This is a genomic window from Paractinoplanes polyasparticus (assembly GCF_019710575.1).
Classification (GTDB): Bacteria; Actinomycetota; Actinomycetes; order Mycobacteriales; family Micromonosporaceae; genus Actinoplanes; species Actinoplanes polyasparticus.
Genome location: NZ_JAHWFK010000023.1, coordinates 150,223 through 172,052, shown reverse-complemented (window position 1 = coordinate 172,052; position 21,830 = coordinate 150,223). Strand labels below are relative to the sequence as shown.

Sequence of the window (21,830 nt, the reverse complement as noted above, 5' to 3'; positions counted from 1 at the left end):
TTCAGATGCTGGCGGTTCCGACTGAGAGCGATGTCATGGGACGACGTGCCGGCGTCAATCAGCCTCGGGCTCCGGTCAGGCGGGCCACGGCTCGCTGCTTCATGGCGAAGCCCTGCTGCGCGGCGTCGCGCAGGTTGGCGACCAGCGGCGAGCGGGACCGCCGGGCCCACGGGACGGGGACCTCCACGGTGCCGTACTTGGCCTTGTAGGAGTTGCCGCCCACGAAGTCGAACTCGGTCACGCCACGGGCCTTGGCCCAGCGCATCGCGTGCCAGATGAGCGTCTCGTTAGGACGGAGGTGCTGGTGCTCCCGATAGCTGGCTCCGCCCCAGAAATACATCGTCCGGTGATACCACGGCAGGACCGCGGTGGCGATGCACCTGCCCTCGCCGTCGCGCGCCCGGAGCAGCAGCAACTGCCCGGACGGACCGATGTTGCGGATGAGCGAACGCACCCGCTCGATCGAATACGTGGGCACCAGGTTCTGTTTGGCGAAAACGTCGCGTAACTGCTCGTAGAAATCGTCGGCGAATGTCGGATCGTCGACAACCTCCTCGATGGTCACCGCGCTCTTCGCCGCCTTACGGATATTGCGGCGGCAGGCGCTCGCCATCGCGCCGAAGAGGGCGTCCTCGCCGGGGCGCAGATCAATCACGGCGGTCGGGGCGTCGGACCAGCGCAGGCCCAGGCCGCCCAGATCGGCCGGGGTCAGGCCGCGGTCGCGGATCTCGAGATGGGCGCAGCCCAGTTCCTGGAAGGCGAACGGCATCAGGGCCTCGAGCGCGGCCCGGCGGGACACCTCGGGGCCGAGCGTGAAGCCGACGTACGAGGTGGTCCAGCCGGCCATGGGACTGCCGAGTATCCGCAGGCCGAAGCGCTTTGCCAGCAGGCCGGTGAAGTGGCCGACGGTGCGGTCGCCGTCGGTCACACGGGCCAGGACGGGCTCGGCCCGCTGGGCTTCCGCCACGAAGCGCAGCCACGGCTCCGTGTGGAAGATCAGGCGGTCGTCGTAGGTGGCGCGCTCGGCCCAGATCTCGGCCGACGGCTCCACCCGGTGCAGTTGCAGCATGGGTCATCCCTCACCTGTCGGGGCAGCGGAACCGGTCGGGCCGCGGAACAGCACCCGCGGCGGACGGACGCCGGAAAGGCGATGATGCGCCGCCCGGAACGCATTTCGCAAGGGCCCCGAAATTGATGTGAATATCTCTCACATACGTGATGACAATTGCTACTGATGCCACCCGCCCCATTTTTGTCAGGGTCGTTGCAGGACAGCGACACGGAGGGTGCCCATGCAGTCCCCGACTCTGATCAGGAAGCGCCTGAACGAGCTGGAGCTGCGCAACCGGCTCCGCGCCCGGCCCCGGATCCAGGGCCGGATCCTGGCGCCGGCGGGAGCTTTCCGCCGGCTGCCGCGCGCTCCAGGGCTGTTCTTCCCCTTCTACCACGACGTCCTTCCCGAGTACGCCGCTGACCTGCGCCGCCACCTGCTGACGTTCCGCCGCCACGGCCGACTGGTGTCGTGGGACGAGGCGCTCGGCATCCTGGCCGGGTGGCAGCCGCTGGCCGGGCCGGTCTTCTGCCTCTCGTTCGACGACGGGCACGCCAGCTGGCGGGACGTGGTCGTGCCGATGCTGCGCGAGCTGGGCGTGCCGGCGATGTTCTTCGTCACCACCGATCTGATCGGCCGGCCGGGCAACCTCAGCTGGGACGACTGCCGCGCGATGGCCGCAGCCGGCTTCGACTTCGGCTCGCACACGGTGACCCACCGGCGACTGGCCGACCAGAACGACGACGAGGCGCTGCGCGAGCTGGTCGACTCCAAGAACGCGATCGAGGCGGAGCTCGGCCTCGACGTGCGGGATTTCGCGGCCCCGTACGGCCATCCCGCCGTCGACTACGGCGAGCGCGACGTCGCGATCGCCCGCGCCGCCGGCTACCGCAGCTTCGCCAGCACCCTGCGCCCGGCGATGCGGGCCGGCGACGACCCGCTGGCCATCAACCGGCAGGGCCTGCACCCGGCCTGGCCGCTCTGGGCGGTAAGGACCCGCGTCCATGACTGACCCTCCATGGCTGACCCTCCTGGCCGAGACGAAGACCGGTTCCTCCGTGGCTGAGACCAAGGGCGGTCCCTCCATGGCTGAGACCAAGGGCGGTCCCTCCATGGCTGAGACCAAGAGCGGTCCCTCCATGGCTGAGACCAAGAGCGGTCCCTCCATGGCTGAGACCAAGAGCGGTAAAGGACCCACGTCCATGACTGAAAAGAAGAGCAGTGAGGACGGGCGTCCATGACCGACCTGACCGAGACGAAGATCTGGCTGTCGCCGCCGGACGTCGGCGAGCTCGAGCGCAAGCTGCTGCTCGAGGCGTTCGACTCCAACTGGGTCGCCCCGGTCGGCCCCGACCTCGACGCGTTCGAGTCGCAGATGGCCGAGATCGTCGGCGTGCGGCACGCGGTGGCCCTCAGCAGCGGCACCGCCGCCCTGCACCTGGCGCTGGTCGCGGCCGGGGTGCGCCGGGGCGACACCGTGCTCGTGCCGTCGTTCACCTTCGCCGCCACCGCCAACGCCGTGATGTATCTGGGCGCCCGGCCGGTCTTTCTCGACAGCACCACCGAGAGCTGGAACGTCGACCCGGCCCTGGTTGTCGAGGAGCTCAAGCGCCGCTGCGCCAAGGGCCGCCCGCCCCGCGCGGTCATCGCGGTCGACATGTACGGGCAGTGCGCCGACTACGAGCCGCTGGTCGACGCGTGCGACCGCTACGGCGTCGCTCTCATCGAGGACGCGGCCGAGGCGCTCGGGGCCACCTATCGCGGCCGCCCGGCGGGGTCGTTCGGCCTGGCCGGCGTCCTCTCGTTCAACGGCAACAAGATCATCACCACCGGCGGGGGCGGCATGCTCGTCACCGACGACGACGGCGTGGCCCGAAAGGCCCGGCACCTGGCGACCCAGGCCCGCGAGCCGTTCCCGCACTACGAGCACCGCGCGGTCGGCTACAACTACCGGCTCAGCAACCTGCTCGCCGCGGTCGGCCGGGGGCAGCTCCAGCGGCTCGATTCGATGATCGCCGCCCGCCGCGAGACCGGCCGTCACTACCGGGCGGCGCTGGGCGACCTGCCCGGCGTGACGTTCATGCCGATCGCCGGCTACGGGGCGGCCAACTGGTGGCTGACCTGCCTGCTGATCGACGCCGAGCGGTTCGGCGCGAGCCGCGACCGGGTGCTCGAGCGCCTCGCCGCCCACGAGATCGAGGCGCGGCCGACCTGGAAGCCGATGCACCTGCAACCGGTCTTCCGTGACTGCGTGATGCGCGGCGGCGACGTCTGCACTGACCTCTTCGAGCGCGGGCTGTGCCTCCCGAGCGGGTCCGCGCTGACCGAGCACGACCGGGAACGCGTCGTGGCTGCCGTGCGCGCGGTCGCCGCCGGAACAGAGGGGTAGCGCCGGCATGCACATCGTCTACATCCACCAGTACTACTGCAATCCCGGCATGGCCGGGGGCATCCGCTCGTACGAGCAGGCCCGGCGCCTCGTCGAGCGGGGGCACACGGTCGACGTCATCACCACCGACATCACCGGCGCGCCCGGCGGGGCTGGTTGGCGGCAGACCGAGGACGACGGCGTACGCGTGCACTGGTTCTCGGTTCCGTACAACAACTCGATGTCCTACGCGCGCAGAATCCGCGCGTTCGCTCAGTTCATGGTGGTCGCTACGACCAAAGCGGCCTCGCTGAAGGCCGACCTGGTCTTCGCCACCAGCACGCCTCTGACCGTCGCCGTGCCGGGTGTGCTCGCTTCGAAACTGCGCCGGGTGCCGTTCGTGTTCGAGGTACGCGACCTGTGGCCCGAGGTGCCGATCAAGATGGGCGCGCTGCGCAACCCCGTGCTGCGCGGGGTGGCCGGGGCACTCGCGAACTTCGCTTACCGCAACGCGAAAGAGGTTGTCGCCCTCTCCCCCGGTATGGCGGCCGGTGTCGTCGCCCGGCGGCCGTCGACCCGGACGACGGTCATCCCCAACGCGGCCGACCTGGCGATGTTCGACGTCGCACCCGAGGATGTCCAAGCGTTCAGAAACAAGCATGAATGGCTGCGCGAACGGCCATTGATCGTCTACACCGGAGCGCTCGGGGCGGTCAACGGCGTCGAGTATCTGGTCCGGGCGGCCCAGCGGATGCGCGAGCTCGACCCTGAGATCCGGGTGCTCATCGTGGGGCACGGCAAGGAGTGGGAGCCGACGAAGGCGCTCGCGGCCGAGTTGGGGCTGCTCGACGACACCGTGCGCATGTGGGAGAAGGTGCCGAAGGCCGAGCTGCCGGTGATTCTGGGCGCCGCGACCATGTCGACCAGCTTCGTGCGGCCGATCCGCGCGCTGTGGGACAACTCCGCCAACAAGTTCTTCGACGCCCTCGCGGCCGGCCGGCCGATCGCCATCAACTACGGCGGCTGGCAGGCCGACCTGATCGACGAGACCGGCGCCGGGCTCGTCCTCGATCCCACCGACACCGACGACGCGGCCGAGCAGTTCGTCAAGCACTGCCGGGACGAGTCGTGGCTGGCCCAGGCCCGCGTCGCAGCCCACAAGCTCGCCGTGGAGCAGTTCTCGCGCGACCTGTTGTTCGACCGCTTCGCCGAGGTCCTGGACCGGGCCGCCGCCACGAACAACCGGACCGCGGCCACGAGCACCGCCGCCACAAACGAACAGACCGCCGCCACAAACAACCGCGCCGCAGCCACGAGCACCGCCGCCACAAACGAACAGGCCGACGCCACAAACAACCGCGCCGCAGCCACGAGCACCGCCGCCACAAACGAACAGGCCGACGCCACGAACAAACAATCCGCTGCGATGAGCGCCGCTGCCATGAGCGAACAGGCCGACGCCACGAACAACCGGGCCGCTGCCACGAGCGCCGCCGCCACGAGCGAACAGACTGCCACCACGAACAACCGGGCCGCTGCCATGAGCGCCGCCGCCACGAGCGAACAGGCTACCGCCACGAACAAACAATCCGCTGCCACGAGCGCCGCTCCCATCAGCAAACAGGCTGCCACCACGGACAACCGCGCCGCCGCCACGAGCGCTGCCGCCACGAGCGAGCAGGTTGCCGCTGCCGAGAGCAGGAGTTGAGCGTGGAACTGCGCGAATACGTTCGGGCGTGCCGGCGCCGATGGCTGTGGATCGTCGTGCCGGTGCTGGTGGCCGTATGCGGGGCGACCGGACTGGCGCTGACCCAGGAGCCGGCGTACCGGTCCTCGATGATCCTGTTCGTCACCACCGGAGCGGGCGACCCGGACGCGAAGGCGAGCCGCCTCAACTCGTACATCGCGCTGCTCACCGGCCCCCGGGTGGCACAGAACGTGGCGACCAAGCTGGGTGAGCCGGCCACCGCCGAGCAGGTGCGGAAGAGCCTGTCGGCGGAAGTGCAGGCGGGAACCGACCTGCTGGTGGTCACGGCCAAGGACGCTTCGGCCGACAAGAGCCGGACGATGGTCACCAGCGCCACGTCGGCGCTGGTCGCCCTGGCCAAGAAGCTCGATCCGCCGGTCGCCACGGACGACGGGCCGCCGCCGCAGATCACCGTCGCTCAGGAGGCGGTGACGACCCAGGAACCGGGCACCCTCGTCCGCGACGTGGGCTTCTCGGCCGTGCTCGGGCTGCTCGTGGGCGCCGTCGCAGTCGCGGTGCGGGAGGCGACCGGCAAGACGATCGGCGAGGAGGACGACCTGCGGCGCCTCGGCATCGGCACGGTCGGGGTCATCTCGCTCAACGGGCGCTGGGCGCGGTCGGGTCAGGCCGATTCGGCGCTGGCCGAGGCGTTCCGCCGGGTGCGCAGCCTGCTGCCCGAGACACCGGCCCGGGACGGCTCGCGCGGCACGGCGCTGATGCTGACCGCGGCCAACCCCAAGGAGGGCACGACCGCCGTCGCCTGCGGGCTGGCCATCGCGATCGCCGAGACCGGGGCCCGGGTACTGCTGGTCGACGCCAATCTGCGCTCGCCGGGAGTGGGCCGCTATCTGGCCATGGACAACGGGCCCGGGCTGGCCGACGTGCTGACCGGGCGGGCCCGGGTGAACGACGTGCTGCGCGACCCGCTGGACGGGCGCCTGACCGTGTTGCCGCCGGGTGAGAAGCGGCTCGACCCGGGGCAGGTGCTGGCCTCCCCCACACTGGCCTCGACCATCCGCGAGCTGACCGCCCGCTTCGACGTCGTGCTGGTCGACGCGCCGCCGCTGCACGGCGTGGCCGACGCCGCCGTGCTGGGCAAGGTGACCGACGGCGCGCTGCTGGTGGTGCGGGCCAACCGGACACGCACAGCGGACGTGCAGCGCTCGATCGACCTGCTCGGACGGATCGGCACCCAGCTGGTCGCGGCCGTCCTCAACGCCCTGCCCCGCCGTCTGCCCGACGAGCCGGCCCCGCCGCAGCCGCAGCGGCCCGCCCCGCTCGACAACGACAGCCTGGTCACCACCCTGCTGGGCCGGCGTGAGCAGCCGGACGAGGCGCCGCCGTCCCCGGCCAACCCGGTCAGCGGCCGGGCCATCGTGAAACAGCGGAAACCCGTGGCGAACGATTTCCAGCCACGGGAAGCGGACGACGGCGCCACCACGCAGAAGATCGCCTTCACCCCCGTGGACGGCATCACCACCCAGCGGATCAAGCCGGTCAACGGCAACGACGTCATGAACGGCTGGACGCCTGCCGGGGAGAGTGGCCGGACGCGCGCCGCGGAAAACGGCCAGGCACGCACCACGGAGAACGGCCAGGCACGCGCCGCCGAGAAGGACGAGGACGCGACCGAGAAGCTCGAGAAGCAGGGCGAGGATGAGTGAGCTCCAGGCGGAGCGCCCGGCCGTCGCGGCCGTCGCCGAGCGGCGCACCGGCCCGGTAGCCTGGATAGGCGGGCAGCTGCGGGAGTCGTACGTGCAGCTGTTCGCCTCTCAGCTGCTGACCGGTGGCGTGGCCTTCGTGGTCAACATCCTGATGGTCCGGGCCCTCGCTCCCGCGCATCGCGGCGAGGTGGCGCTCATGCTTCAGGTGGTCTATCTGTCCACCCAGTTCATGCTGCTGGGCACGGAACGCAGCTTCGTGGCCGGTTACCACGGGATCAGGCCGGCCGCGGCCGTCAAGGCGTACGCGAAGCTCCTGATCGTTCCCTGCGCGGCGGGCGTCGCCCTGGCCGCCGGCTACGAGGTCTTCGCGCCCGGCCGGTACAACCCGGGGCTGCTGGTCATCGGGCTGATCACGCTCTACACGCTGGTCGAGGTGGCCGGGCTGGCCACGCGGTCGATCGCGATCGCGGCCGGGCGGGTCGGTGACTTCCTGATCGCCCGGGTCGCCGAGGCGCTGCTGCTGCTCGGCCTGCTGGTCGTGCTGTACGTGGTCGACACCACGACCCCGGCGCTGTGGATCGTCGCCTACCTCGTAGCCGGTCTGCTCCCCACTGCGGCCTACATCGTCGTGTGGCTACGTCGCCCGGCTCCGGCGGGGCCCGGCCTGCCCGACCGCAACCGCCTCGTACGCCGGGAAGGTCTGGCCCTGTTCCCCGCGGCCATCTCGAACATGGCGATGCTGCGCACCGACCGCCTGGCGTTGCCGGCGCTCGCCTCCACCTCGGCGCTCGGCCTGTACGCCGCTGTGGCCACCATGACCGAGTTGCTGGCGTGGCCGATCCGGGCCTACGCCGACTCACGGCTCGGCAAGTGGCGCCAGGCGCATCAGAACGGTGGCCTGGCGACCCGCCCGATCCTGCTCGCGGTCAGCCTCTACTGCCTGGTCGTGGCGCCGATCGCCGCGGGACTGCTGTATCTGCTCATCGTGCCGGTCTTCGGCGCCGACTACGCCTCGGCCAAGGCGGTCGTCGTGCCGCTGGTCGCCGCGGCCGGCCTCTACGCCGTCTCGCGCGTCGTGCTCGGCCTGCTGATCGCCAAGGGCCGCGGCAGCCACGTCTCGGCGGCCGAGATCACCGGCTTCGTGGTCAGCTTCGCCGGGTACGTCTCGCTCATCCCGCCGTTCGGCATCCTCGGCGCCGCCTACGGATCGCTCATCGGCTACGGCTCGTGCCTGCTCTTCGCGCTCATCGCCAACCGCGTGACAGGTGACCGCGGATGACCTGGCTGCGCACTCCGCGGGTCTTCCTGGCGCCCGGGCTGATCCTGGTCCTGGTGGCGATCGGCGGGCGGTACACGCTCGACCGGGCCGGCTGGACCGATCTGGCCTGGGTCGACCTGCGCGTGGTGGGCCTGCTCGTCGCGCTGGCGGTGCTGGTGGTGGACATCGCCCGGCGGCCCCGCTGTTCCTTCGGCGAGAGGAGGGAAGGCTGGCTCGTCGCCACGATGCTGTTCTTCCTGTTCCAGATCGCCTCGGGCCTGTGGGCGCCGGCGGCCTCGCGGGTCGGGCCGCAGACGCTCGACCTCGTGCTGCTGGGCGCGCTCGTCGTCGCCTTCTATCTGTACGCCGTGGGCGATCCCGACGCGGTCGTGCGCACGGCGTTCCTGCTCTTCTACGTGGCCGCGATCATCTTCGCGCTGGCCGCCCTCTTCATCAACGGCCCGGGCGACCAGGGCCGCTACTCGGCGTTCGGCGGTGGCCCCAACGTCTTCGTCCGCATCGAGATTCTCGGCATCATCAGCGCGGTGGCGCTGGCCCTGTTCACCCGCCGCCTGCTGCCGCTGCTGGCCACCCCGCTGTTCGGCCTGGCCGCCGTGCTCTCCGGTTCGCGGGCCGGCCTGCTCGCGGGGGCGGCCGTGGGAGCGTTCGCGCTCGTCAAGATCCGGCGCAAGCTGCATCCCGGAGCCGTCGCCGGCGCCCTCGGCTTCGTCACCCTCGCGGTGATCACGATCTGGGCGTTCGCGCCGCCCGCGTTCACCAACCTGTTCCAGGAACGCTTCGTCGAGCAGACCGTGCAGGACCGGTACCTCTCCGACCGGACGGACATCTGGGCCGCGGCGTGGCAGCTCGCGGTCGACCACCCCCTCGCGGGCGCCGGGCTCGACGGCTTCTACGGGCTGATCGGCGTCAACCAGTTCGTCGAGTACCCGCACAACTACGTGCTCGGGGTGGCGGCCGAGGGTGGCCTGATCGGCATCGGGCTGCTCACCGCGGCCGTGCTGCTGTGGACGGCGACCGTACATGGCGGCGGGCACCGCCCCCAGCTGACCGGACTGGCCGTGGCGGCCGCCGTCTTCGTGGGGCTGAGCAGCCTGTTCTCCGGCGACTACTACGACTCACGCCTAGCCTGGATCTTCGGTGCGATGGCCGCGGCCGCGGCCACGGTGCCGGCCCGCGTACTCGAGGAGGTCCCGGCATGACCGCACGCGCTTCGCGACGGGCGCTGCTGTTGGCGGCAGCCGGATCGGTTGCCGCCTGCACCACGCCCGAGGAAGACACCACCGCGGCCCTCAGCCCGTTGCCGGCCTCGCCGGAGGCGGCGGTGACGTCGGCCGCGCTCAAGCCGGTCAGCTACTGGGCGGGCGTGTATCTACGGGCTTGGGACTACACGGTCGAGGTCGGGCTGCCGCTGAGCCGGTCGGCCGACAGCTGGGACCACTACGGGGTCTCGTACACGGTTGACGCCGCCGTGGCGATGTTCCGGGCCACCGGCGAACGCCGTTACCTCGACCGCTCGCTGCAGCTCGTCGAGAACGTGACCGCCACCGCGAGCACGATGCGCGGCGGCTATCTGGGATGGACGTCGGCCCGGGAGGACGGCACCGAGGTGCCGCTCTACGAAAGCTACTTCTGGCGGTACGGAACGGCTCTGCTCGTGGCCATGCGGGAGAACCCGGCAGTCTTCGGCGACCCGGCCTACCGATCCCGCTACGACCGGCTGCTCTCGTTCGCCGAGAAGCACATCTTCGAGAAATGGCACTCGCGCGGGCCCGAGGACACGATCTATCGGGAACGCACCCACATGACGTCGCACTGGGCGCTCATCGCGCTCAATCTGTCGCGCGTCACCACCGACGCCGGCCGCAAGCAGCGCTACCTGACCGTGGTGGCCGACGTCGACCAGCACGTGCCCGGGTACAACGGCGGGCTCCGGCAACAGATGCGCCGCAACCCGGTCGAGCCGACCGCGTACTTCTGGAGCGACGTGTGGGGCTCGGCGCAACGGCCGGGCCAGGACATCAGCCATGGCAACGGGGTCATGGCGTACGTGGTGGAGGCCCGCGACCGCGGCACCACCTGGACCGAGGCCGATCTGGCGGCGTTCTCGCGCCTGCTGCTCCGGGTCGTGTGGCCCGGGGGCACCACCTACAAGGCCTATGTGGACGGCAGCGGCACCGACAACGGGTGGTTCGCGGACGGCTTCGTGAAGCTCGGCCGCTCCGACCCCGGCGTCCAGCAGCGGCTGGAGAGCCACCGCGTCGTCAACGACCAGTTCGCCGCCAACATGGCGCTCAACGCCCGTTTGTTAGGAGCCAGGAAATGACCGCAGCGCTCGTGGGACCGGCGGCCCGGGAATGGAAGGAGGCCCTGCACCGCGCCCGGCACGACACCTACCACCTGCCCGATTACGTGACGCTGGACGCGGCGCTGTGCTCCGGCACCCCGGCCGCGTTCTGGTATTCCGACGGCAGCCGTCACCTGCTGCTGCCCCTCATTCTGCGCGAGATCCCCGGCACGGGTCTGCGGGATGCGCTTTCCCCGTACGGATATCCGGGCCCGATCAGCGACGCGATGCCCGGCGACCGCGACTTCTGGGAGCGGGCCTGCGCGGCCATGCTCGAGACGCTGCGCGACGAGGGCATCGTCACCGCCTTCGTCCGCATGCACCCGTTGCTGCCCGCGCCGCTGCCGCTGCTCGCCCGCTTCGGCACGTTGGTGCACCACGGCGAGACCGTCTCGATGGACCTGACAGTCAGCCTCGACGAGATGTGGAAACAGACCCGCAGCGACCACCGCAACCACATCAACCGGGCGCGGCGGGCCGGCACCGAGGTCGTCTTCGACGACTGGGGCCGGCTCGACGAGTGGGTCGCGGTCTACCACGACAACATGCGGCGGGTCGGCGCCTCCGACTACTACTTCTTCAGCCGCGAGCACCTGGCCGCCGTGCACGACGCGATGGGCGACCGGATGCACCTGGCCGTCGCGCTCGAGGACGGCGAAGTGGTCGGGGGCAACACGTTCTTCGAGCACCACGGCATCGCCACCGGCTACGTCTCGTCGACCCGGCGGGCGCCCAAGCGGTACGCCGACGAGTTGCTGTACGACGAGGTGCGGCGCTGGTGCAAGACGCGCGGCGACACCGTCTTCCACCTCGGCGGGGGCAAGGGCGGCGAGCAGGACTCGCTGTTCTCGTACAAAGCCGGCTTCTCGCCGCGGCGGCATCCGTTCCACACCTGGCGCGTGGTGAGCGACCGGATGGCGTACGAGGACCTGGTCTCCGCCGCCGGCCGCGACACCGGCGAGTCCGGCACCTTCCCGCCCTACCGTTAGGAGCGAGCCATGCGGATCACTTGTGTCGGTGGCGGGCCCGCCGGACTGTACTTCGCGGTGCTGGCCAAGCTGGCCGACCCGACGCACGAGGTCACCGTGCTGGAACGCAACCCACGCGGCGTCACGTACGGGTGGGGCGTGGTGTTCTGGGACGACCTGCTCGACGACCTGTACGCCTACGACCCGGTGAGCGCGCGGCAGATCTGGGACGCCGCCTGCCAGTGGGACGAGTACGAGGTGCGGGCGACCGGTAAATCAGTCACCCATCTCGCGGGTTATGGCTTCAGTCTGGGGCGGCACGAGTTGCTGTCCATCTTGGAGTCGCGGGCGCTGTCCTTGGGTGTGGATGTGCGATGGTCCACTGACATTTCGGACATCCCGCCATCGGATCTTGTCGTGGCGGCTGATGGCGCCGGGAGCACTCTGCGATCGGTTGACTCGGGACACTTCGGCACCTCTGTTGCCATGGGCGGCAACAAGTACATTTGGCTGGGCACGTCGCACGTCTTCCGCACGTTCACGTTCGGCTTCGAGCGCTCCCCCGCCGGGTGGATATGGTTCCACGCCTACCCGTTCGACGACCGGACGAGCACGTTCATCGTCGAGTGCACGCCCGCGACGTGGGCCGGGCTCGAACTCGACCGGCTCGACGCCGCCGAGGGCTGCGCCCGCCTGGAGAAGATCTTCGCTGCCCACCTGGACGGGCAGCGGCTGGTCGACCAGCGGGCCAACTCCGGCGGCACCGGCTGGATGAACTTCCGCCGGGTCACCAACGAGCGCTGGGACAACGGCAACGTGGTGCTGATGGGCGACGCCGCGCACACCACCCACTTCGCCATCGGCTCGGGCACCAAGCTGGCCATGCAGGATGCGATGGCGCTGGCCGACGCGCTGGCCGCCGGCGGTGAACTGGCCCCGGCCCTCGAGAAGTACGAGCACCGCCGCCGCGCCGCCCTGGCGCCCCTGCAACGGGCCGCGCTGGCCAGCAGCGAATGGTTCGAGCGGCTGCCCGACTACGCCGGCCTGCCGTCGATCCGATTCTCGTACGCGCTCTCCGACCGCCGCGGCGAGTATCCACTGTGGCGTTACCTGCTGCACCGTGGTACGCAGCAGGCGGTGCCTCGCGCCCTGCTCCGCCGGGCGTTGAGCGCACGCCGATGGACCAGGGCCCGCCGCCGCCCCGGCGTCGCCCCGACCGCGCCGCCCGCCCGGGCGGCGCCCCTACCCACGGGAGGTTGACTATGGCCGATGCCGCACTGCTGTCACCCCAGGACCCGGCATGGACGGAGGCGCTGAGCCGGGTCCGGCACGACATCTACCACGTTCCCGATTACGTGCGGCTCGACGCCGGCCTGACCGGCGGCACTCCGGTGGCTTTCCGATACTCCGAGGCGGGACGCGTCCTGCTGGTCCCCCTGCTGCTGAGGCCGGTTCCCGACACCGACCTGCAGGACGCGACCTCCCCGTACGGATATCCCGGCCCCGTCGGCAGCGACGACGCTGCCTTCTGGTCACGCGCGGCCGGCGCGATGACCGAACTGCTCTGCACGCATTCAGTGGTGACCGTCTTCGCCCGCCTGCACCCCCTGCTACCCCTGTTCCCGTCCGCCCTGGAAACGGCGGGAACGCTGGTCAATCACGGTGACACGGTGTCGATCGACCTGACGCTCACCCCGGACGAGATCTGGTCGCAGACCCACCGCAGCCACCGCAACCAGATCAACAAGGCCAAGCGGGCCGGCGTGGAAGTCGTGTTCGACGACTGGTCGCTGTTCGGCGCGTGGATCGAGACCTACCACGCCACGATGCACCGCGTCCGCGCGTCCGAGTTCTACTTCTTCAGCCCCGCGTTCTTCGACCGGTTGCGCACCGCCCTGCGCGACCATGTCCACCTCGCGGTCGCAGTGCTCGACGGCCGGGTGCTCGGAGGCAACCTCTTCTTCGAGTACGGCGGCATGATGCACACCCATCTGCAGTCCACCGCCGACGCCCCCGTCCACTACGCCGACAAACTGCTCTACCACGAGGTACGAACGTGGGGCCGCGCCCGCGGCAACACGGTCTACCACCTGGGCGGCGGCGTCGGCGGCGCAGCCGATTCCCTCTTCCGCTACAAGTCCCAGTTCGCCGCCGGCCGCCAGTCCTTCCACACCTGGCGCGTCATCGCCGACCCGCGGGCGTACGAAAAGCTGGCCGGCACCCCCACTCCCGATGCCCTGACCGGCCGCTTCCCTCCATACCGCTGATCCGCCCGCATCGCCGCTGAACCAGCGGTTCCCACCGCCCGCCGGCTCCGCCCCGAGCCGGCGGGCGCTCCCGCCCGCTGATGGCATGGAGACATGACTCAGCCCGCCTACATCGTCCTGCGCGAGACAGCCGACAACACCTGGCAACTGGTCGCCGAGGTGCCCCGACACCCCGGACTGCCGGCCCGCAGTAGCCGAGCCAAGGCCATCGAAGAGGCCCTCGGCCACCCACGCCCCGAGAACGCCCGCTTCGCCGTCCTTCCGCGCAGCGAATGGCGCCTGGCCCTCGACTCCTGAAGGCGCCGTCCCACCAACCCCGTAGAGGTGGCAGCCATGAGTTTCACCGCGGAAGAACTCGACGACATCGCGACCCACCTGGCGGCAACGGGTGAGATCGATGCGCGGTACTCGTACCTGGGCGAGGGGGCGGCCACCTGGGACAGGTTCGTGACGTGGCAGCAGAGCGAGGGCTCGGCCAACATCCTGCACGCGACGCTGGGCCTGCTGGCCGATGCGCACAGCACTCTGGGCGGGGCGCTGAGCGGCCCGGTGCGGGTCGTCGACCTGGGCCCCGGCAACGCCATGCCCGTCCGTGGCCTGGTGGAGCGGCTCCGGGCGACGGGCCGACTCGAACGCTACGTCGGCGTCGACAACAGCGGCGAGATGCTCGCCATCGCGGAGGCCAACCTCAGGACCTGGCTCGGGCCTGGCACGCCCTTGGAGTTCCACCGCCGCGACTTCTCGTCCGGCCCCCTCGCCGACCTGAAGGGACCGTCCACACTGGTGCTCATCGTCGGCGGCACGCTGCTGAACTTCGCGGATCCGGTTGCTGTCCTCCGGCATGCGCGCCAGGTGGCGGACGTCATCACCCTCGTGGCACGTACCGACACGGTCGCCAACCGTACGTTCTTCCGGTTCGGCGAGAGCGAGAAAGGCGAGAACATCCCCGAGCGGTACCGCCTGATGCTGGATCGGCTGGGGGTGTCGCGCGAATGTTACGAGCCCGAGATCGGCTTTGACGGCACAACCCGGCAGCGGTATCTACGGATCCGGCTGACCGCCTCGGTGACGGTCGCCGGGCGGCTCGCCTTGGCGGCCGGGAGTCGCGTCCTGCTCTGGCGCTATTACCATCGGTCGCCGGATGAGCTGGGCGAGATGGTGGAGGATGCCGGCTACTCGCTGTTGACGGACCGCCGTAGCGCGGACAGCGAGTACGTGCTTCTGGCCGGGGTCGCGGACCACCGTTCCGGGGCGTGAGGCTGCGGGGGCGCCAAGTATGGTCGCCGGATGTCGGTCTGGGTCATGCGCGTTCCTCTGCCGGAGGGGCCGGGACTGCGCGTCGCGGTCAAGGACGCGATTGATGTGGCCGGGGTCGTCACGACTGCCGGATGTGTTGCGGTGCGGGACGCGGGGGTCGTCGCGGCGCGTGATGCCGGATGCCTGGCCGGGGTGCGGGCGGGGGCGTCCATCGTCGGCAAGACCACGTTGACCGAGATGTGTGTCAGTCCGGTGGGGGACAACGCGGTTTTCGGCACCCCGGTGAATCCGCTGGCGCCGGAGCGGATTCCGGGTGGGTCGTCGAGTGGGTCGGCGGTCGCGGTGGCCACCGGCCAGGCGGATGTGGGGCTGGGCACCGACACCGGAGGGTCGGTGCGGATTCCGGCCGCCTGCTGCGGGATCGTGGGGCTCAAGACGACCTTGGGGCGGGTGCCGGTCGACGGGGTGTGGCCGCTGGCGCCCAGCCTGGATGTCGTCGGGCCGATCGCGCGCGACGTGGCCGGGGTCGTCGCTGGGATGCGGCTGCTCGATCCGGCGTGGGCGGATCTGCCGGCTCCGGCCCGGGTGGTCGGACGGCTCCGGGTCAAGGGGGTCGGCCGCGCGGTGGAAGAGGCGATCGACCGTGCGCTGAAGGTGTCGGGGATGGTCGTCCGCGAGGTGCGGTTGCCGGGTTGGGACGACACCTACGAGGCGCTGGAGGCGATCATCCTGGGCGAGCTGTGGCGGGCCCACCACCCGCTGCTGGACGCCGACGGGGTGGGTGAGTTCGTCAACGGCGCGCTGCACGCGGGACGTGACATCGCCCCGGGCCGGCTGAGTGAAGCGCTGGCCGCCCGCGCGGCTTGGCAGGCGGAAGTGAACGCGATGCTGGACGAGGTGGACGTGCTGGCTCTGCCGACCCTCGTCGCCGAACCGCCGTTGCTGAGCGACTTCGCGCGGTTTCCGCTCACCCAGCTGACCGCGCCGTTCAACCTGGCCGGCGTGCCCGCCCTGTCGATGCCGGTGCCGTCGGCCGGGCCGGTGCCGGTCAGCCTGCAACTCGTCGGGCCGATGCACGGCGAAGAGCTGCTCTGTGCGACCGGCCTGGCCTTCGAGTAGGCCTGCCGGCGCCGGCGCCGGCAGGCCGGTCGTCAGCCGGCGGCGCGCTCGTACTCGTCGCGCAGGATGCCCATCAGGATCTCGTCGTGGAAGGCCGAGCGGTGGTACGCAGCGGCGCGGCGGCGGCCCTCCTGGCGGAAGCCGGCCTTCTCGTAGACGTGGACGGCCCGGTCGTTGAACGCCCAGACCTGCAGCTCGACCTTGTTGGCGGCGAGTTCCTCGAACGCGTAGCGCACGGCCAGCCGGACAGCGTCGGTGCCGTAGCCGCGGCCGGTGTGCGGCGAGCCGATGATGATGGCCAGCGTGGCGATCCTGGTTCGCGGCTTGAGACCCCACAGGGTGAGGTGGCCGACCAGCTCGCCCTCGTGCGTCTCGACGCTGAAGCCCACGCCGTTCTCGTCCTTGTTGGCGCTCCAGTTCCGGAACATCTCCTCGAGACCGCCGACCGGGCCGGGCACCAAACGGTGTTGCTGTAGCACCATGGTTTCGGGCTCGTTCCACCACTGCGCCAGTTGCGGCAGGTCGTCGTCCCGCAGCGCGCGTAACCGCACGTGCCGGCCGTTGAACAATGACGTGGCGTAGCCGTCCAGATCAGACATCGAGAGCTCCCTTCCCCGTCGCTCAATCCGATCTTCACACGGACGGCCTCGGCGCTCTCAAACGGCCCCGGCGCTCACTCGGATGGCCGCAGCGCTCAGTCAAACGGCCGCAGCGCTCACTCGGACGACCGCAGCGCTCAGTCAGACGGCCCGGCACTTTCTCGGACGGCCGCGGCCAGGCGGTGCAGGTCGGCCGGGCCGCAGCGGTGGTCCGCCGGCAGCGTCAGGATGCGGGCGGCCAGGTCGGCGGCCTCGTCGTCGCCGCTCCAGAAGCCGTCGCGGTCCTGCCGCCAGTGCACGGGCGCGAAAATGCCGTCGGCCGCCAGGTGGGCCAGCAAGGCGTCCCGCGAGGCCTCGGTGGGGCTGACCAGTTGAACGCGGAACGGCACACCGCCGGTCGGGGGTGCGCAAGCCGGAAGGCGGAGGAGAGTTTCCAGGGCTCGGGCGTTGTGGCCGGCCGTCGCACGGATGCCCGGGATGTCGAGCAGGGGCAGCACGGTGGTGGTGAAGGGGCCGGGTGGGGCGTCGCTGCCCAGCAGCGCCTGCTCGCCCTGCTGCTGGAGGGCGCGGAACGTTTCCTTGGGGATCGGGCGGCCGTCCCGCCACGCGGCCTTCAACAGCATGGCGGTCAGCTTCAGCTGGCTGCCCTCGTTCGCGGGGCCGCTGGGGGGCGGAACTTCGAGGCCGCGGGGCGACCACAGCACGGCGCCGTCGGGGACGGGCAGCGTTTTTCGAAGCGAGGCCACGGCGTACGGCGCTGTGCTGCTCCGCGCCCACGGGCCGAAGGGGTCGTGGGAGTGGTCCTCGAGCACCGTCACGTCCGGGTGGGCGCCGATCCACTCGTGCCAGGCGGCGCCGTCCTCGCGTCCGAACAGGTTCTGGGCCAGCACAACGTCGCCGGGATCGGCGCGCACCGTCTCCCAGCGCGGCCCGCGGCCGTCGGGCAGGTGGCGGTACCAGGCCAGCGGCATGTCCTTGCCCAGTGCCTCGGCCACCCCCATGCAGAAGTACGACGGCACGTGCAGCCGGCCGGGTCGAGCCAGCCGGCGCAGCAGCGCGCTCATCGCCCCGCAGCCGGTCGCGAACAGCTCGTGCCCGGCCGCGAACAGCTCGCCCGGAAGGTGGCCGCCCCGCTCACCGTCGCGCAGGAGAGCCGGATCCCAGTGGAACTCCGAGCCGATCTCGGACGGCACGGGAGAGGGCCGCACGAGAGAACCAGGATCCGGCTGCATCGGCGAGCGCTGGGGTCGCAAAGAACCGGTCTCAGGCCGCACGCCGCGCGTCCTGCGCCTGCTCGGCCTCGCGCGGTGCGGGAATGCCCAGTCGGACGGGCGGCGCGTCGCCCGTACGGGCCCGGTCGATGTTCAGGGTGTCGACGTGCACGGGTGGCTCGCCGCGGCGCAGGTCGGCGAAGGTGCGCCAAATGATGCGCAGGTCGAGGGCGAGCGACCAGTTGTCGACGTACCACCGGTCGAGGATGAACCGTTGCGGCCAGTCGATGTCGTCGCGGCCGTTGACCTGGGCCCAGCCGGTGATGCCGGGCTTCACCTCGAGGCGCCGGGCGTCCAGCGGCGAGTAGTTCGCCACCTGCGGCAGCACGTCGGGGCGGGGGCCGACCAGCAGCATCCGGCCGGCCAGCACGTTGAGCAGCTGGGGCAGTTCGTCGAGGGAGGTGCGGCGCAGGAACCGGCCGCACCGGGTGATGCGCGGGTCGTTCTCGACCAGGCCGAACGGGTCGTCGATGCCGAGCTCGGCGCTCATCGCCACCGAGTCGTGCACCATCGAACGGAACTTGAGCATGCGGAACGGCCGCCCGCGCAGGCCGGCGCGGTCCTGCGCGAACAGGACGCCGGGGCCGTCGGCGATCCGGATCCAGAGCGCGATGCCCAGGATCACCGGCGACAGCAGGATCAGTGCGACGGCGGCGGCCAGCTGATTCGAGAAACCCCAGAGAAGCTTCACATCGTCTCCACGTTCGGTCCGGTGAGGCGGTGGCGGGTGTCGAGCACGTAGACGGCGTCCTCGACGAGGCTGAGGTCGAACAGGTCGTGGTCGGCGAGCAGCACGACGGCGTCGGCGTCGGCGACCTGCTGGGCCGTGAGGGCGACCCGCGTGACGCGGCGGTCGACCTGCGCGTCCTCCACCACGTGGGGATCGGCGGCCCGGACGTCGGCGCCCATGTCCAGCAGCAGCGACGCAACCCGGCGGGCCGGCGACTCGCGGGCGTCGCCGCTGTTCTTCTTGTAGGCCAGGCCGAGCAGCAGGATCGTCGAGCCGTTGACCGGCTTGCGCCGCTCGTTCAGGGCCGCCACCAACCGCCGTACGACGTAGTCGGGCATGTGGTTGTTGATGTCGTTGGCCAGCTCGACGAAGCGGAAGCTCTGCCCGAGCGTGCGCTGTACCCGCCACGACAGGTAGGACGGATCGATCGGCAGGCAGTGGCCCCCCACCCCGGGCCCGGGCACGAAGCGCAGGTAGCCGAACGGCTTGGAGGACGCGGCGTCGATCGCCTCCCAGACGTCGATGCCGAGGGCGTGCGCGAACACCGCCAGTTCGTTGACGAGCGCGATGTTCACGTGCCGGAACGTGTTCTCGAGCAGCTTGGCCAGCTCGGCCACGGCGGGATCGGAGACCGGCACGGTCTTGTCGACGACCGAGGCGTAGAACGCGTCGATCCGTTCCAGCGAGGCCGGGTTGATGCCGGAGACCACCTTGGGCGTGGTCGCCAGCGACCACTCCCGGTTGCCGGGGTCGATGCGCTCGGGGCTGTAACCCAGATAGAAGTCGGCCCCCGCGATCAGGCCGGAGCCCTCCTCGAGCAGCGGGGCCACCAGATCCGTCGTGGTGCCCGGGTAGGTGGTCGACTCGAGGGCCACGGTCGCGCCGGGACGCAGGTAGCGGGCGAGCGTACGGGCCGACTCCTCGATGTACTTGAGGTCGGGCGTGCCCTCGCGCAGCGGCGTCGGCACCGCGATGACCGCGACGTCGAACCCGGCGCACGACCGCGGGTCGGACGAGGGCTGGAACGTGCCCGCGTCGAGCAGCTCGCGCAGCTCGGCCGAGGCGACATCGTCCACGTAGGACTCGCCCGCGGCCAGTCGCTTGATCCGTTCGTCGTCGACGTCGAAGCCGACGACGCTGTGCCCGACCTGGGCCGCGCGGACGGCCAGCGGCAGCCCCACGTATCCCTGACCGACGATGACAACCCGCATGACGGCTCCTCAGCTGGCTTTCAAGAACTGACGGGCGACGGACAGCGCCGGGCTCTCGGCGAGCCAGCGCATGACAGCGATCAGCTCTTGCCGTTGCGCCGTCGGGATGAGCAGGGAGAGCGCGGCCCCGTCGAGGGGCGGCACGTAGACCTGCGAGATGAGCGGATGATTCGGGCGGCGGTCGGGCTCGTGGGCGCCGAACAAGCTCTCGTGCATCTTCTCGCCGGGCCGCAGACCGGTGTAGACGATCGGGATGTGCCGGTCGGCCGCGTCGGCCAGGCGGCGTGCCACGTCGGCGATGCGCACCGGCTCGCCCATGTCGAGCACCAGCACCTCGCCCGCGCTGTCGAGGGCGCCGGCCTGAACGACCAGGCGGACCGCCTCCTGCACGGTCATGAAGTAGCGCGAGACCTCGGGGTCGGTGACGGTGATCGGGCCACCCGACTCGACCTGGGCGGCGAACGCGGTGAGCACGGAGCCCCGGCTGCCCAGCACATTGCCGAAGCGGACCGAGCAGAACGTGCCGGCGCCGGCCTCGTCGGCCGCGGCGGTCAGCCGTTCGGTGATGCGCTTGGAGTAGCCGAGCACGCTGCCGGGGTCGGCGGCCTTGTCGGTCGAGATGTTCACGAGCCGCTCGACGCCGTGCCGCAGCGCGGTCTGCAGGATCTGGTAGGTGCCGATGATGTTGGTCTTGAGCGCCTCGGACGGGTGCATCTCGAGCAGCGGCAGGTGTTTGAGGGCGGCCGCGTGAAACACCACCTGCGGGCGGTGCTCGGCGAAGACCTCGTCGAGTCGCTGCTGGTCTCGGATGTCGGCGACGACCAGGTTACGGTCGTCGAGCAGGCCGCGACCGTCCATCGAGAGCTGGACGGCGTGCAGGCCGGACTCGTCGCGGTCGAGCATGACCAGGGCGGCCGGGTCGAAGCGGCTCAGCTGGCGGCACAATTCCGAGCCGATCGACCCGCCCGCCCCGGTGACCAGGACCCGGCGGCCCGACAGGTAGCCGGCGATCGCGGCCAGGTCGATGCCGATCTCACGCCGGCCCAGCAGGTCGGCGTGGCTGACCGGGCGGATGTCGCCGACGCTGACCGTGCGGCCGAACAGCTCGACCACCGGCGGCACGACCTTGACCTCGACGCCGGCCGCGCCGGCCCGTTCGGTCAGCTCGCGCACCAGATCGGCGGCGGCGCTGGGGATCGCGATGAGCACGACGTCGGCCTCGAAGCGGCGCACCACGTCGGCCAGCGCGCGGCGGGTGCCGGCCACCGGCACACCCATGATCTGCAACGTGCGCTTGGCCGGGTCGTCGTCGAGCAGGGCGACCGGGACGTACGGGCTGGCGGGGTCGCGCAGCATGGCCCGGACGACCTGGGTGGCGCCCTCGCCGGCGCCCATCACGACGACGCGGCCACCCTGGGCCGGTGAGGGACGCAGGCGTTGGTCGCGGGTAAGCCGTACGGCATAACGCACGCCCGCCGCGAGCACGAGCGTGATGAGGCCGGCCGCGATGATGGCCGACCGCGGCACGAGGCGGCCGAGCAGTGTGTCGAGGAGGAACAGGGCCGGGGTGGTGACCGCCGCGGTCTTGGCCAGCGCCGCGATCTCCTCGAAGCAGCCGTACGCCCACCGCCCGGTGTAGAGGCCGAGGCGCAGCCCGACCGCCGTGTGGACGACGGCGCCGACCGCCGAGAGGACGAGCACCCCGCTCAGCGAGACCGCGGCCAGGTCACCGTCGTGACGCAGCACCGCGGCGATCAGCAGGGCGAAGGCAAGGGCGAGGGCGTCGACGCCGGCCCGGGCGGAGCGGCCGAACAGGATCGTGTTGGTCAGTCGCACGCCCGGCCATCGGCCCCCCGCGTCGTCGGCCCCGTCGGCGGGAGCCGCGCTCCTCAGCTGCATGCTTTCCTCCTTGCGCACGACCTCCCGCATTTCCCGCTCGTGGCCGGGAAATGGGC

General features: G+C 71.0%; 19 protein-coding genes. 13 read left to right on the top strand and 6 right to left on the bottom strand.

Going from position 1 to position 21,830, the window contains the following annotated elements; genetic code table 11:
• Positions 1 to 58: 58 nt before the first annotated feature.
• Entirely contained in the window at positions 59 to 1,069 is a 1,011-nt protein-coding gene (locus tag KXC43_RS22635) for a lipid II:glycine glycyltransferase FemX (protein ID WP_221378117.1), read from the bottom strand.
• Between the two features lie 223 nt (positions 1,070 to 1,292).
• On the opposite strand from KXC43_RS22635, the gene KXC43_RS22630 reads away from it, so the two are divergent.
• The 13 genes from KXC43_RS22630 to KXC43_RS22570 all read left to right on the top strand — a co-directional run bounded on the left by KXC43_RS22630 (position 1,293) and on the right by KXC43_RS22570 (position 16,064).
• Complete coding sequence (locus tag KXC43_RS22630; RefSeq protein ID WP_221378116.1) at positions 1,293 to 2,063, top strand: polysaccharide deacetylase family protein; 771 nt, start codon at positions 1,293 to 1,295, stop codon at positions 2,061 to 2,063.
• A gap of 225 nt (positions 2,064 to 2,288) precedes the next feature.
• Complete coding sequence (locus KXC43_RS22625) at positions 2,289 to 3,440, top strand: aminotransferase class I/II-fold pyridoxal phosphate-dependent enzyme (protein ID WP_221378115.1); 1,152 nt, start codon at positions 2,289 to 2,291, stop codon at positions 3,438 to 3,440.
• 7 nt (positions 3,441 to 3,447) lie between these two features.
• Entirely contained in the window at positions 3,448 to 5,127 is a 1,680-nt protein-coding gene (locus KXC43_RS22620) for a glycosyltransferase family 4 protein (RefSeq protein WP_221378114.1), read from the top strand.
• Between the two features lie 2 nt (positions 5,128 to 5,129).
• Positions 5,130 to 6,830 (top strand): tyrosine-protein kinase domain-containing protein, encoded by a 1,701-nt coding sequence (locus KXC43_RS22615; RefSeq protein WP_221378113.1) that lies wholly within the window; start codon positions 5,130 to 5,132, stop codon positions 6,828 to 6,830.
• Entirely contained in the window at positions 6,823 to 8,109 is a 1,287-nt protein-coding gene (locus tag KXC43_RS22610) for a lipopolysaccharide biosynthesis protein (protein ID WP_255644572.1), read from the top strand. The genes KXC43_RS22615 and KXC43_RS22610 overlap by 8 nt, the downstream gene beginning before the upstream one ends.
• Positions 8,106 to 9,308: an O-antigen ligase family protein gene (locus KXC43_RS22605; RefSeq protein WP_221378112.1), complete on the top strand. Its 1,203-nt coding sequence runs from the start codon at positions 8,106 to 8,108 to the stop codon at positions 9,306 to 9,308. The genes KXC43_RS22610 and KXC43_RS22605 overlap by 4 nt, the downstream gene beginning before the upstream one ends.
• Positions 9,305 to 10,432, top strand: a complete 1,128-nt coding sequence (locus KXC43_RS22600) for a hypothetical protein (RefSeq protein WP_221378111.1) — start codon at positions 9,305 to 9,307, stop codon at positions 10,430 to 10,432. Before KXC43_RS22605 ends, KXC43_RS22600 begins: the two co-directional genes overlap by 4 nt.
• Positions 10,429 to 11,442: a GNAT family N-acetyltransferase gene (locus KXC43_RS22595; protein ID WP_221378110.1), complete on the top strand. Its 1,014-nt coding sequence runs from the start codon at positions 10,429 to 10,431 to the stop codon at positions 11,440 to 11,442. Before KXC43_RS22600 ends, KXC43_RS22595 begins: the two co-directional genes overlap by 4 nt.
• A gap of 9 nt (positions 11,443 to 11,451) precedes the next feature.
• Positions 11,452 to 12,681 (top strand): FAD-dependent monooxygenase, encoded by a 1,230-nt coding sequence (locus KXC43_RS22590; RefSeq protein ID WP_221378109.1) that lies wholly within the window; start codon positions 11,452 to 11,454, stop codon positions 12,679 to 12,681.
• 2 nt (positions 12,682 to 12,683) lie between these two features.
• The gene (locus KXC43_RS22585; RefSeq protein WP_221378108.1) at positions 12,684 to 13,688 is read left to right on the top strand and encodes a GNAT family N-acetyltransferase; all 1,005 of its coding nucleotides are present in this window, start codon (positions 12,684 to 12,686) and stop codon (positions 13,686 to 13,688) included.
• Positions 13,689 to 13,781: 93 nt separating this feature from the next.
• Positions 13,782 to 13,985: a hypothetical protein gene (locus KXC43_RS22580; RefSeq protein WP_221378107.1), complete on the top strand. Its 204-nt coding sequence runs from the start codon at positions 13,782 to 13,784 to the stop codon at positions 13,983 to 13,985.
• Between the two features lie 36 nt (positions 13,986 to 14,021).
• Positions 14,022 to 14,945: an L-histidine N(alpha)-methyltransferase gene (locus KXC43_RS22575; protein WP_221378106.1), complete on the top strand. Its 924-nt coding sequence runs from the start codon at positions 14,022 to 14,024 to the stop codon at positions 14,943 to 14,945.
• A gap of 30 nt (positions 14,946 to 14,975) precedes the next feature.
• Positions 14,976 to 16,064, top strand: coding sequence for an amidase (locus tag KXC43_RS22570; RefSeq protein ID WP_221378105.1), 1,089 nt, complete (start codon positions 14,976 to 14,978; stop codon positions 16,062 to 16,064).
• 32 nt (positions 16,065 to 16,096) lie between these two features.
• Here the strand turns inward: KXC43_RS22570 and KXC43_RS22565 are convergent, their stop codons facing one another.
• The 5 genes from KXC43_RS22565 to KXC43_RS22545 all read right to left on the bottom strand — a co-directional run bounded on the left by KXC43_RS22565 (position 16,097) and on the right by KXC43_RS22545 (position 21,774).
• Entirely contained in the window at positions 16,097 to 16,663 is a 567-nt protein-coding gene (locus tag KXC43_RS22565) for a GNAT family N-acetyltransferase (RefSeq protein WP_221378104.1), read from the bottom strand.
• Between the two features lie 137 nt (positions 16,664 to 16,800).
• The gene (locus KXC43_RS22560) at positions 16,801 to 17,871 is read right to left on the bottom strand and encodes an aspartate aminotransferase family protein (RefSeq protein WP_308129193.1); all 1,071 of its coding nucleotides are present in this window, start codon (positions 17,869 to 17,871) and stop codon (positions 16,801 to 16,803) included.
• A gap of 55 nt (positions 17,872 to 17,926) precedes the next feature.
• Positions 17,927 to 18,625 (bottom strand): sugar transferase, encoded by a 699-nt coding sequence (locus KXC43_RS22555; protein WP_221378103.1) that lies wholly within the window; start codon positions 18,623 to 18,625, stop codon positions 17,927 to 17,929.
• Positions 18,622 to 19,875 (bottom strand): nucleotide sugar dehydrogenase, encoded by a 1,254-nt coding sequence (locus KXC43_RS22550; RefSeq protein ID WP_221378102.1) that lies wholly within the window; start codon positions 19,873 to 19,875, stop codon positions 18,622 to 18,624. Before KXC43_RS22550 ends, KXC43_RS22555 begins: the two co-directional genes overlap by 4 nt.
• Positions 19,876 to 19,884: 9 nt before the next feature.
• The gene (locus tag KXC43_RS22545; protein WP_221378101.1) at positions 19,885 to 21,774 is read right to left on the bottom strand and encodes a nucleoside-diphosphate sugar epimerase/dehydratase; all 1,890 of its coding nucleotides are present in this window, start codon (positions 21,772 to 21,774) and stop codon (positions 19,885 to 19,887) included.
• Positions 21,775 to 21,830 lie beyond the last annotated feature (56 nt).